This window comes from Hyphomicrobium sp. LHD-15 (assembly GCF_031157355.1).
In the GTDB taxonomy this organism is placed as follows: domain Bacteria; phylum Pseudomonadota; class Alphaproteobacteria; order Rhizobiales; family Hyphomicrobiaceae; genus Hyphomicrobium_C.
On record NZ_JAVIFT010000009.1, the window covers coordinates 26,721 to 39,005 of the forward strand.

Annotated in this window: 12 protein-coding genes and 1 tRNA gene; 4 read left to right on the forward strand and 9 right to left on the reverse strand. The window is 58.8% G+C overall.

From position 1 onward, the window contains the following. Positions 1-70: 70 nt before the first annotated feature. Positions 71-146 (forward strand) — tRNA-Glu (locus tag RCO24_RS19055). A 187-nt stretch (positions 147-333) separates the two neighbouring features. On the opposite strand, the gene RCO24_RS19060 is transcribed toward RCO24_RS19055, so the two are convergent. The 8 genes from RCO24_RS19060 to RCO24_RS19095 form a co-directional block, all read right to left on the reverse strand. Continuing rightward, positions 334-1,443: an LLM class flavin-dependent oxidoreductase gene (locus tag RCO24_RS19060; RefSeq protein WP_308964274.1), complete on the reverse strand. Its 1,110-nt coding sequence runs from the start codon at positions 1,441-1,443 to the stop codon at positions 334-336. 37 nt (positions 1,444-1,480) lie between these two features. Then, positions 1,481-2,614: an ABC transporter substrate-binding protein gene (locus RCO24_RS19065; protein WP_308964275.1), complete on the reverse strand. Its 1,134-nt coding sequence runs from the start codon at positions 2,612-2,614 to the stop codon at positions 1,481-1,483. 1 nt (position 2,615) lies between these two features. After that, a complete protein-coding gene (locus RCO24_RS19070) occupies positions 2,616-5,021 on the reverse strand; it encodes a TonB-dependent receptor domain-containing protein (protein ID WP_308964276.1) in 2,406 nt (801 codons plus the stop codon). Positions 5,022-5,677: 656 nt separating this feature from the next. Then, on the reverse strand, positions 5,678-6,169 hold the full coding sequence (tsaA, locus tag RCO24_RS19075) for a tRNA (N6-threonylcarbamoyladenosine(37)-N6)-methyltransferase TrmO (protein ID WP_308964306.1): 492 nt from the start codon (positions 6,167-6,169) through the stop codon (positions 5,678-5,680). A gap of 1 nt (position 6,170) precedes the next feature. Continuing rightward, positions 6,171-6,377, reverse strand: a complete 207-nt coding sequence (locus tag RCO24_RS19080; RefSeq protein WP_308964277.1) for a TOBE domain-containing protein — start codon at positions 6,375-6,377, stop codon at positions 6,171-6,173. Beyond that, on the reverse strand, positions 6,374-7,165 hold the full coding sequence (locus RCO24_RS19085) for an ABC transporter ATP-binding protein (protein WP_308964307.1): 792 nt from the start codon (positions 7,163-7,165) through the stop codon (positions 6,374-6,376). Before RCO24_RS19085 ends, RCO24_RS19080 begins: the two co-directional genes overlap by 4 nt. Beyond that, on the reverse strand, positions 7,162-8,223 hold the full coding sequence (locus RCO24_RS19090; RefSeq protein WP_308964278.1) for an iron ABC transporter permease: 1,062 nt from the start codon (positions 8,221-8,223) through the stop codon (positions 7,162-7,164). The genes RCO24_RS19085 and RCO24_RS19090 overlap by 4 nt, the downstream gene beginning before the upstream one ends. After that, on the reverse strand, positions 8,220-9,269 hold the full coding sequence (locus tag RCO24_RS19095; protein WP_308964279.1) for an iron ABC transporter substrate-binding protein: 1,050 nt from the start codon (positions 9,267-9,269) through the stop codon (positions 8,220-8,222). Before RCO24_RS19095 ends, RCO24_RS19090 begins: the two co-directional genes overlap by 4 nt. A 158-nt stretch (positions 9,270-9,427) precedes the next feature. On the opposite strand from RCO24_RS19095, the gene RCO24_RS19100 reads away from it, so the two are divergent. Further along, positions 9,428-10,432: an NAD(P)-dependent alcohol dehydrogenase gene (locus RCO24_RS19100; protein WP_308964280.1), complete on the forward strand. Its 1,005-nt coding sequence runs from the start codon at positions 9,428-9,430 to the stop codon at positions 10,430-10,432. Between the two features lie 243 nt (positions 10,433-10,675). Here RCO24_RS19100 and RCO24_RS19105 read toward each other — a convergent pair whose 3' ends face one another. Next, the gene (locus RCO24_RS19105; RefSeq protein ID WP_308964281.1) at positions 10,676-11,176 is read right to left on the reverse strand and encodes a DUF2478 domain-containing protein; all 501 of its coding nucleotides are present in this window, start codon (positions 11,174-11,176) and stop codon (positions 10,676-10,678) included. Between the two features lie 132 nt (positions 11,177-11,308). Between RCO24_RS19105 and RCO24_RS19110 the strand changes: the two genes are divergently transcribed. Continuing rightward, a complete protein-coding gene (locus RCO24_RS19110; RefSeq protein ID WP_308964282.1) occupies positions 11,309-11,689 on the forward strand; it encodes a hypothetical protein in 381 nt (126 codons plus the stop codon). A gap of 59 nt (positions 11,690-11,748) precedes the next feature. Next, a complete protein-coding gene (locus tag RCO24_RS19115; protein ID WP_308964283.1) occupies positions 11,749-11,970 on the forward strand; it encodes a hypothetical protein in 222 nt (73 codons plus the stop codon). Positions 11,971-12,285 lie beyond the last annotated feature (315 nt).

Consider the following 12,285-nt stretch of genomic DNA (forward strand, 5'->3'; position numbering starts at 1 on the left):
CTCCGGAGGGCGAAGTTCGTCCTTGATCGGCGGCGCGGCCTCTCCTATAGGTGGCGTCCTTCGGAGAGCAGCCCCGTTCGTCTAGTGGCCTAGGACACCAGCCTCTCACGTTGGTAACAGGGGTTCGAGTCCCCTACGGGGCGCCACCTTCGTTTTCGGCCTTTGATATCATTGGCCAAAACGGCTGAATGTCTCCACCAGACTGCCATCCTCCAAAAAAGTGGAAAATGTGAAGCGAAGCCAGCCCTCGCTGGTGGCGCGTCGCTTTCCCGGCCGCACGACGTCAGAGTGTCGTTGACCGGTGTATAGCGCGAGTGCTTAGGCGAGCCTCCGCTATGACTGCACTGCCTTCATAGAAAGTGCGCGCTCAACTCGTGGTCGAAGCTCCTGTCCCATAAGGGTGAGGGACTTCTCGAGTAGCTCAAGTGGTAAAAATCCGAAAAACGCGCTGAGAGCATTCAGGTAAGCGACGCCAAGTTCGTCGTGAAGCTGGGCGATTTGCCGGGTGCAGGTTTCAGGGCTGCCGGCAATCACCATCTCCCGGTAGAAAACCTCAGGATCGAGCTCTCTCTCGGTAACCACGCCCTTGCGGTTGAACAGCCCAAAGCCTTTCAAGCGTTCTGTCAGCTTCAGAACGGTGGGCCAGAGTTCCTTGCGCGCGGTCTCGTCAGTCTCGCTCACATACACGAAACGTCCGAAGGGAACCCGCGACGGATCTCCGCCAGCGTCGGTAAAGGCGCGCATCAGGCGGCGCTGGTTGTCCATATTGGTGATGCCGTGGCACATCAGCGTATGGCCCTCGCGGCCGGCCCATGCAGCTATTTCATCGGAATGGGTTCCGATGAAAAATGGCGGATGTGGCCGTTGGATGGGCTTCGGCTCGATCGAGTAGGAGCTTGTCCCGAGAACGACCTTTTCGTCCTGCCAGGCACGCTTGAGAAATTCCAACGTCGAATGAAAGCGTTCGCCAACACTGTCTTGGGATACGCCGTAAGCTTCCAAGTATCTCGCGTTGCCGCCGCGCGAGACGCCGAAATCGATCCGTCCGTCCGATATTACGTCGAGCGTTGCGATCTCTTCGGCGATGCGAACGGGGTGATGCAGCGCGAGAAGCAAAACGGAAAAGCCGACCCGCAACTTCTGGGTTCGCGCAAGTATGGCCGAGGCGAGAATCAAGGGCGAATGGCAGCGGCGGCCTTCGACCTCGACAATGCTTCCTTGAAAGTGCTCTTCGTTCAACCATAGGCCATCGAAGCCCAAGGCTTCGGCCTTCATGGCAAGATCGAGCAGCTGCGAGGAGGAAACGGATTCCAATCCGCCGCCGCAGCCGGATAGGCCAATACGAAAAACCGGACGGGCGTTAGTCAGGGTTGTGGATGGTTGCTGCGGGTGGCTGCCAGTGGTGGCAGAGCTAAGACTTCTATTCATTTCGCGCTTTTCCACTCTCAGGCCTTACGAGGCAATCTGCTGCGACGTGTCTTCATCTGTGCTGGCCCGCCCTGCCTTCCAGGATCTCGCGGATGTCCTCGTCACTGAGGGAAGTCCCGAGAAAATTTTCGTAGAACGAACGAACTTCGCTTTCGAGCGCGGTATCGCCAAAGGTATCGGGATGAATCAGTTTCGCCGCCCACAGAACCGTGAGGGGCTGCTCCACGGTTCTGTTCCCCCACACGTGCACACCCATTGGAACAGCATAGACACGCCGATTTTTTATTGCCGAGACACTCGCCAGAACCGGGTTGGCGTAGGCGGCGGCGATTTCGCGTTCCGCACTGACGAAGATGACCTCAGGGTTCCAATCCAACACTTGCTCGATTGAAAAGTTGAAAGCTTCCGCCGTTCGGCCGTTGTCGGTCACGCTCCGGCCGCCTGCTTTTTCGATCCACCATTCGGCGATGCGATGTGGTTGCGTCAGGCGATCAAGGCTCGCGTAGAGGACACGAGGCCGCTGCTCGAGGCTGAGCGCTTCAGTTCGTGCGCTCACTTTGGCGAGCGTGTCGTCAAAGTAGCGGCAATAGGCTTCGGCTGCGTCTTGCCGCTGATAGAGTTCGCCAAGCAAACGCATGACGTCCTTGACGTCGTCCGGTTGCCGCCAGGACAGGAATATTGCCGGAATACCCACCCGTTCCATGAGATCGACGGTTTTGCGATCCATGGTCAGTACGACGTCAGGGGAGGCTTGGACGACCCCTTCTACGATTGGTCCTTCGCTGCTTTGAACAACGGGGCGCTTCGCCAAATCCGGTGCAACGACGTACTGAAAACGCCATCGTGCTCCGCCGAGGTTTGGCGGGAGATTGTTGGCGATCGTCGCGGATTGCCCGAGCGCGAAGACAAAGCTGTTCAGGACCGGAACAGCACCGATGGTTGCAACCCGCGAAATCCTATCCGGTACCCTGACAGTGCGTCCGGCCATGTCGGTGACCGAACGCTCGGCGAGCACCGGCGATGCTGTCGACAGGTAAGCAGCTAGAATGACGAGAAAGAGCACCAACAGGTGGCTGAGAGCGGCGCTGCGACCGGACATGAATTCGTTCTTCCGTGCTCTGGCCAGACGGGTTTCTCGACGGGAACTGAAGAGGGGCGCAACAATCGTCGCGCCCCTACAACCCATTTCAGAATTTCACCGCGACGGTGCCCATGAGCGTGCGCGGTGCGCCGACATAGTAGTTGGCGCTCGAGCTCAAGTCGGTCTCGTTCGGAGAGATCTGGGAGACGTATTTGCGATCGAACAGGTTGATCACGCCAAACTTGAAGGTAGCCTCGTCAAGTCCGAACTTGTCCTTGATGTCGTATCCCAGCGTGAGGTCGACAACCGTGTATCCGGATACCTTCTGCACGTTAGCGGCATCCCCGTAACGCTCGCCGATGTAGCGGACAACCGGCGTGACGGAGAAATCATTCCACGTATAGGTCATTCCGGCCTTGAGCATCGTTTGGGGTGTATTGGGGATCTGGTTTCCCTTGGTGGCCAGAAGAGAGCCGCCGGTCAGGGTTGGCGTGTCGGCGTCGAAGGTTTCTGATGCCAACGTGCCTGATCCGAAAGCGAACAGTGTCGAGTTGAACTGATAGGCGACCTGGAGCTCGACTCCGTATTCGGTGCTCGACCCCGTTCCTTCATAGTAGGCGATATTCGGACCGATGCTCGGGTCGATCACTTTCACCTGCTTGTTGGTGTGCTCGGCATAGAAGACCGACGGAATGACGGTCAGTCCATATCCTCTAAAGCTCACCTGGGCGGCAAATTGATCCGCTACTTCTGGCTTCACTCTATCGACGACATCTTGCAGCGTGATGCCTTTGGCCTGGAACGCGGCCCGGTTCTGAATGTAGTTGCTGGCCTGCGGTCCCCAATCGGGGCGACCGAAGTTGCGACCATAGGAAACGTTGGCGCTCCAGCCGCCGCCGAAGTCGTTGGTGATGCCGATGTTCGGCAGATACTCGGTGTAATCCTGGGCGGCGACGGTCGTCCCCGGGAACGGAGCTGGATTTGCGGCCAGGGCATCGTCCAGGCTTCCGTTCGGAATGCCGGCGCCGTTGAAATAGTGCATGTCGGGCGCACCGAGGTTCATATAGCGCAATCCACCGGTAACAGTGATGGACCCGAGCTCTTGCGTCAGCTGGACATACGGGCTGTTGACGACGAAGTCGTCGATATCCGCGATGGTGTTCCATGATGCGAACGCGAGGTCGCCGGAGGCGGTGACGCTGAAGCGACGCTGGTCGGTCGGAGGCGGAGGAGGCGCCATGGACTGCCACCAGTATCCTACCACGACGTCGGTGCCGGTCCTGAAGTGCCCGTTGTATTCCAGAACACCGCCGACGTTGTCGCTCTGCTGACGCCAAATCTGAACGGTGCTACCGGCGGCATTGTATTGGGCGCCGTCGTTCTTCCAGTAGTAGGGCTTGAAGACGAGGTGTTGGCCTTCGGAAAACTGATAATCGATGTCGGCTTGAACGGCGAACGTCTCAGAATTCACGCGATTGAATTTGTAGTAGTTGACATCGGCGGCCGGAATTCCCGTCAGCGTCTTGTTATAGTCGAAATCGTAGTTAGCTTTCAGATTCTGCGTTTGCGCATAAGTAAGTGCGCGATAGGAATTTCCGTCGAACTTGTTGTAGACGGCATTCACGTCGACCTTGAGGGCGTTGCCGAACGACTGGCTCAAGCCCAATGCGGCGTTCTCGCGCGACGCGTCACCGACCCCGGTCCATTTGTCGGCGCTCGTGGTCGATCCCGAAATGAAGAGCTTGGTCCCGGTGCTGAGCAGACCGGTGTCGATGCGTGCGAAGGTCTTGTTGAAGTCCCAGGATCCAAAGCTCTGCTCGATGAAGTTGGACTGCTTGTTTTGCGGTCCAAGGATGCGCTGATCGATCACGCCGGAGGCATTTGAAATGCCCAAGCTCTTGTCGGCCGGAATTGGCCCCCGGTAGACATCGAGGCGGTAGATATTCTCCAGGTCATAGAGATCGCCTCCGCCAACGATGCCCGCTATGGGGAGACCGTTGATCGTGCGGGCGAGATGGAAGTCGGATTTGCCGGCGATGTTGATATTGCGCGTTCCGCTCAAGCCGTAAGGATCGGGGCTTTCGACGAGGATTGATGGCAAGATGTCGGCGGCTTTGTAAAAGCTGGTTTGGGCGCCTCCGCCGAGCAACGACAGCCCCTCATGCGTGACGCTGCTGACGCGTCCCAAATCCGGATCTGCCACGATAATTCCGCCAACCGTTTGTCTGTTGACTGAAGGTGGATTCGCGTTGTCGCCGCCTTGCGCCGCGGCGTTGGCGCCTCCAATTGCCCCATCAGAGCTGGACGTGCCGGCACCGGTGCCTCCCGCCACATTCGCGTTTGGCTTCTTCTTCGCTGCCTTCTGCTTCGCGGGCGATTTTGGCTGTTTGGTCGTAACGACGTTGATTGGCGGCAGTGAATTGGTGGCTTCTGCCGATTTCTCTTCTTGCGCCAGCGCACCCATCGGCGCCAGCAGACAGATGCCCGTCAGGGCCGACACAACTTTTCTCATACGCATGACTCCCTAGAAACGTGAAAGGCGGCCTTGGCGGTACGCGCCGCGTTTTCGGCCTTGCTGGTGGATGGTGAAAATTCTGATGAAACGTCGGCCGTTCATCCGCCCTATTGGCAGACGCGGTCGGACGGATGATTGCCGGTGGGAAATCGCGGCGCGATCTCGGGTGAAGATGGTGCGTTGGCTGCAACCGCGTTCGAAATACTCCGGGTCGCGGCGGCCGTCTTTGGCGGCGCCAACTTGAGCCTCAGAGACCGGTTCGAATGGAAGAACCCGGAGAACAGCGGTTGTCGTGCCGGCGCCTTTGCGAAGACGGTACAACCACATCGCATTTTGCGATCAGTCGCTTTGCGATCAGTCGTTCGAATTTTAAACGCAGCTGGAAATATGCAAACAGCACCTTCTGCTGCGGTTGATGCAGACCGCAACATTACTCCCCCCGAACGCACTTGCCATACGACCCCCGTATGGTTTGCACGCTATATCTGCATGACTATAGCGCGTGTTCAATAGAATAATTCGAATGAAACCATTGGCGGTGCCAATCGCAAAGCGGTGCTAAAGCATTTGTCGGCAGACGATCCGGCAACAGATAGTTTCGCCGCGGCTAGCGGATCGAGTATTCGACTCGCGTCGTGTGAAGCGTTTCGTCGTCAGCCCGTCTCGAAGTCGCCAGGCTGCGGTGGTGCCAACGGCGTGAAGGCACAACGATCGGGTTTTATGTCTACGAGTGGCGTTCCGTCCAAGCAATCCAAGCCACGGACAAGCAGCGTTGCCTCCTCGATGCCGACGAGGGCGACGATTGAGGTTCCGATTGGATTGGGCCGAACCGGCGAGCGCAGAGAAAATGTGCCACGTGCGACGCCGTCGTGAGCGGGGCATTGGAGGACCAAGTCACGCCGCGACTGGTGCAGCCAATAGAGGACTTCCAACCTCTCGTACTGATCAATTCCGTCCAGGGCTCGCTGCCATGGCTCGAAGATTTTTATTTTACAGATTGGGCCATCAATCCGTCCCTGCCGCGGCGTGTCGAGACGGGACGTCCATGGCGTGTGGATCGAGCCTATGAAAACAAGGCTCGCATCCGTTGCGGGCGGGGGCGCGATTGCCAACTCACCCGCCCTGATTTCATTCTTACGCACCATGTCAATCGACGGCAATCATGACGTCCGAGGCTTTGATAACCGCATACGCAGTCTTTCCCACCTCAAGCTTGAGTTCGTCGGTCGCGGCGTTGGTAATGGACGCCGTGACAACCGATCCGCCGATGTCGATTTTGACGTGAGCTGTCGTGGCCCCCTTCGTCACCTCGACGACTTTTCCCTTTATGATGTTGCGGGCGCTGAGCTTCATTTTGATTTCTCCTTCACCTTCAGCGAGGGGATGCAGATGTGTCGCTTTTCCTGTTCCATATAGGTGACACTTACGTCGACACCATAGAGATCGTGCAGCGATCTCGAAGTCACAATTTCTTCCGGCGTGCCGAATGCGATGATACTCCCCGCCTTCATCAGCGCAACCCGGTCAGCGCAGGCGAGAGCGTGGCTGGGATTGTGGGTTGAGAGCACGATTGCCAAGCCCGAAGCGGACAGGGATTGGATGGTTTCCAGAACGCGCACTTCGTTGCCGAAATCGAGCGCGGAGGTGGGTTCGTCCATGACCAAGAGCTGTGGCCCCTGGGCGAGAGCGCGTGCAATCAACGCCATCTGACGTTCGCCTCCGGAAATCTCCGAGAAATGGCGGCGAGCAAGATGGGATATTCCGAGTGCATCGAGCGCCGCATTGGCCGCGGCAAGATCGTTGGTTGATGGTGTCCTGAATAGGTCGATCTGGCTCGCACGCCCCATTAACACGATATCGATAACCCGGAACGCGAACGTCGGCGCCTGAGCCTGAGGCACATAGCCGACGCGACGGGCGAACGCCGCGCGGGAATACGATGCGTAGGTGCTCCCGCCGAGCTCGAGACGCCCTCTCAGCGGAGGAAGAAGACCGAGCAGGGTTTTGAACAGGGTGGTCTTTCCGCAGCCGTTCGGACCGAGCAAGCACACGACTTCTCCGGCCGACACCGAAAGGCCGATGTCGGTCGCAATGGACGTGTTGCCGTAGCCGACGTCAAGGCCGACCGCTTCGAGTATCACCGCCATGAGAAACGCGCCGTCATGAGCAGCCACAGAAAGAAGGGGGCTCCAAGGGCCGCCGTGAGGATGCCAAGCGGGACCTCAATGTCGGCAATGGATCGTGCGAGAGTGTCCACTGCCACCAAATACCCCCCGCCGAGAAGCAACGCAGTCGGCAGCAGTCGCGAAAAATCCGGGCCGACGAGCATGCGAGCGACGTGAGGCACGAGCAACCCGATCCAGCCAATAATTCCTGAGATCGAGACGGCCGCGGCCGTCATCAAGGTGGCGGCGGCAATAAAGACAAGCCGCAATTTTGCGGTTTCGACGCCGAGCGCGCGTGCTTCCTCATCGCCGAGGGTCATCAGGTTCATTCTCCAGCGCAGCAGCACCAAGGGGATCAGCCCAATTGCGGTCGCCGGGACGATCGAGAGCATGTCGCTGCGGGTCACGCTGGCCAACGAGCCGAGCAGCCAGAAGGTGATCGCAGGCAGTTGATTGTAGGGGTCGGCGAGCACCTTGAGCAGCGAAATGCAGGCGCCAAGCAATGCTGCAATCGCGACGCCGGCGAGCACGAGAACAAGGGTGGGATCGCGGTCGCGTGCCGCGGAACCAATCCCATAGACGACCGAGACCGCGATCACGCCGCCGGCAAAGGCAAGGCCCTGGATGATCAAAATCGAGCTCGAGAGAAAGATGCCGAGCACCGCGCCGAGGCTGGCGCCGGCAGACACACCGAGAATGTCGGGCGATACGAGCGGATTGCGGAACAACCCTTGATAAACCGCACCGGCAGCAGCAAGCGCGGCACCCACGAGAAAGCCAGTGATGACGCGCGGAAGGCGAATGTTCCAGATCACCGTCTCGGCGGTCGAGCCGGCGCCGCTATCGCTCCCGCTTATGCCCGCAGCCAAGATCCGAATGATGTCTTCGGGAGAGACCCTGTACTTGCCGGTGCCCAAAGCCCAAAGCAGAACGGCAGCCAGCAGAACAGCAGCGAGGATAGGCCAATAGCGGAGAAGCGCGTTTCCCGATCGAGGCAGATCCCCATGTTGCGTGGCAGGTGGCCCAGCTTTCATTTGTCGTCTCGCAGGTCAGAAAGAAGGGTGGCCACCTGATCGTCGGTTAAATTGACCTGGTAGAAGAGACGATAAAAATCACGGGTCTCCTGCTTGAGATCGATATCTGTCCTGCCGGGGTAGAGAACGGTTGCGAGCCACGACACGCCGATGACGCGATTTATGCCCGGTGGAGCATCGAACCATCCGAACGGCAGAACAGGCGCGCGGAAAATGCGACCGGCCTTGACCGCGGAAATCCCGCTCCAAAGCGGGTCGGTTTTCACATTGCTGAAAAAGGCCGTATCGAGTGTGAGGATGACATCGGGATTCCACGACAGCACTTGCTCCACCGAGACGTTGGCAAGCCCGCCTGCGCCAGCCGATTGCGCCACGTTCTTTGCACCGACGGCCTCCAAGACTTCCATGTTGATTGAGCCCGCGAGGCCAGTCTCCAATCCATTGGGTCCGCGACCGTAGTAGACCTTTGGTTTCTGCTCGTCTGGAATGGTCGCCATGAAGGAGGCTGTTCGAGCGAGGGTGCCATCTGCGTAGCGCGCCAATTTCTCGGCCCGTTCGCCCACGTCCAATAACTCGCCGGCCCGTCTCAGCGTTTCTGAGTTCTGCTTGAAACGCCCGTTGAGCAGGACGTAGGGGATACCCGTCTGTTGCTGAACGCGATCGGCAAGGGAGGCGTAGCTCTCGCTAACGGTGCCGACATCGACAATGACGTCGGGCTTTGCGGAAAGAATGGCCTCGACATTGGCAGTCCCGCCGCGGCCCGTCACTCGGCCATGTGCCGGCAGGTCACGGTACGGCTCGGCAATGAATGCTTTCTGATCCTCGCTCGGGGCGCTTACCCATCCCACCATTTTGTCGGGAGCAAGAGCATAGAGAAGGACAGACGCGGGCGGGCCTGCTGCCATTACCCGGTTTATCGTGTGAGGAAGGACGACCGTCCGCCCGGCGTCATCGACGAAGGATCTCTGCGCGGCTGCCGGGGTTGCGAACAGCGCAACAAGCAACAACGAAATTGCGGCATAGGCGACGCGCTGGCAGGCTGCCATGGGAAAGTCCTTCTCGACTGCGGCTCGGCGATTGTTATATTGAAATGAATACGGCGGCCAAGAGAGACGTCAAAGGCGACCGCCTGCCGCGCTTATTTGTGGTGCGCCAAGCTTGCTTTTGGTGCGCGTCTTTCGCACAGGAACGGGAGCTGATTTGAATGATCAAGGCCTGGGCTACAAGTGCCGCCGACAAGCCGCTAGAGCCGTTCGAGTATGATCCGGGTCCGCTTGAGCCAGATGATGTCGAGATCGCCGTAGAAACGTGCGGGATCTGTCATTCCGATGTCTCCATGATGCACAACGAATGGGGAATGACGGCGTACCCGCTGGTTCCAGGGCACGAGGTCATCGGGCGGGTTACTGCGCTCGGTTCGAATGCGAAAGGGCTCAAGATCGGGCAGCGCGTCGGAGTGGGCTGGGCGGCTTCGAGCTGCATGCACTGTCAACCGTGCCTCAACGGCGATCAAAACCTCTGTGCAACCCATACCGGCACGATTGTGGGGCGACATGGCGGGTTTGCGGAAACGGTGCGGGCTCAGTGGCCTTGGGCGATTCCAATTCCCGATGGATTTGATGCGCAGGAGGCTGGGCCACTCCTATGCGGAGGCGTCACCGTCTTCACGCCATTTCGTGCTTTCGGCGTCAAGCCTACCGACCGTGTCGGCGTGGTCGGAATCGGCGGGCTCGGCCATATGGCGCTTAAGTTTGCACATGCCTGGGGATGCGAGGTTACCGCCTTTACATCAACGGATGCCAAGGCGGACGAAGCCCGGTCGTTCGGCGCCGACAACGTCGTCAACACCCGCAACGATTCTGATCTGAAACGCATTGCCGGCACGCTCGATCTGCTGTTGGTGACGGTCAATGTTCCGCTCAATTGGCCGGCGATGCTTGCGACGTTGAGGCCGAAGGGGCGTTTGCATGTTGTCGGCGCTGTTCTCGAGCCAATTCCGGTCGCTGCATTTCCGATCATCACCGGGCAGAACAGCATTTCTGGATCGCCGAACGGCGCGCCGGTCACGTCACAGCTGATGCTGGAGTTCTGCGCGCGTCACAATATCGTTCCGCAAACCGAGCATTTTCCCATCGCGAACGTCAATGATGCGATCCAGCATCTGCTCGACGGCAAGGCGCGCTATCGGATTGTTCTCGACGTGACCTAGGTGCGCACACTCGCTCTTGCTTTTTGCGGGCGCCTTGGCAGGCGAGCCCCGGTTAAGCTGCGGGGCGCATGTGCTGTTCCCATATCGCCGACGACGGGTCGTGTGCTGCCCAGATGCACTGCTCAGGTTGTCGCAAAGACCAGTAGTTGCGCGGCTGAAACCGGCTTAACTGAGACTTGCCGCATCGGACATCGCGGCGTGTCGAGCCCCCATCACAGCTCGACACCAAGCTTGGAGATGGGCCTAGTCTGCGGGAATGATGGCGCCCAAGGGGCCGACAAATTCGAGATAACTTTTGGTGAAGGGCGGCGCGACCGACGTTAGTACGGGTTTATCGTGCTCGGCAGCACACACGAACGCGGCGATGAGACCTCCGCCCTCGGCCTCGAGTTTTCCGAATTTACTGAGGATGACCAGATCGGCGCCGGAGATGTGATCGAGAATTGCGGCGCACGATTCAGCCACCCCCGCAGGGTCGAGACAGCAGGCCGTCGAATACGGGCCAAGATCCTGATAGAGGCGGTGGTGAGTGCCTGACACGAGATTCCGTAGAACAGAACCCCCGCAGGCCTTCGGCAATCCCTCGGTATGTTCTTCGACGAGGCCGACGACGCGGGCGCCGTTCAGGCGCCAGGAATTAGCAAGAAACGTTAGATGGTCCTGAATTTTCTCGCTGGAATCTCCTTGGATGCCCGCGATACGCGTTTCGGACGTCCACTTCACGCTTGCGTCCCCTCCGGTCACCCCGACATCCCTCCGTCTCATGCTACTCATGTCAATTTATCACCTCCGAGCTCTCGGCGCACCCCGTGAGACCTTTCGCATTTGCATCGGCTACGTTATATTTTTATAGATATAGCGCGGCGAGGATACGAGATGGACATCGAAGTGCAAGCCTTAACGACATACAGCGTCGCCGATGATGGGCAAAGCGTGGCGCTCGGCTTGAAGGATACGGCGGGAAACAACGCCACGCTCCGAATGAAAATCTGTGAACTCGGCAATCTGGTCATGACGCTTCCAAGCGTCATCGAAACGGCGCTGCGACGCCGCTATCGCGACGTTTCTCTGCGATACACCTATCCGCTTGGCGCATGGCGGGTCGAAGCGTCGTCGGATCCTGGACATGTCATCGTTACGCTGGGTACCGAAGATGGCTTTGGAGTGAGTTTCTCAGTTCCACGGGCGCGTGCCGGTGAGCTCGGGGCAGCGATTTCGTCGTCCGTTCGCCAGAAGACGCACGTTCTCGCTCATTGATCCGGGGATGGTTTGTGCAGACCGGGGATGAGGATTGTCGTGCTCTCTGGGAGTACGTCGTGACAGCCAATGAAGATGATTGGACGATCTCGCTCATGGGCAATGTCGTCGACGCGTATTACTCGGAACGCGAGGCGTTGCGTTTTGCGATCGAAGCCGCGCGCGATGCTGGTGTTCGTGGTCATCGCGCCGAGGTTCTGGTTCGTGACCGGGGAAATTGTCTACGCAATGTCTGGATCTTCGGTATCGACCCATTCCCGCCACCCGAATTCACAGATTGAGATCTGTCCGAGTATCCGTTGCCTGCCTTCTCTGAACGCACGGACGCCAACGCCGAGTGAGATTCCGTCGAACAGATTGCCGTCATCGAACGAATAGTTAGACCAGAGTTTGAAGCTGTGCTTGGGGAAGAAGGAATTGAACTATGGGCCGATCTCGGCGGGCTGTCCGGCTGTGAACGCCGCCGGTCAGTGGGGCAATCTCAGAAGCGTGTTCGACGTGTCACGCCGGCGGTAGACGGCAAGATCTCGGCTTGCGTGGTGGGCACCGTGCGAGCCCAAATCAACAACGGCTCCCTGTCGAGCGACGCGGACACC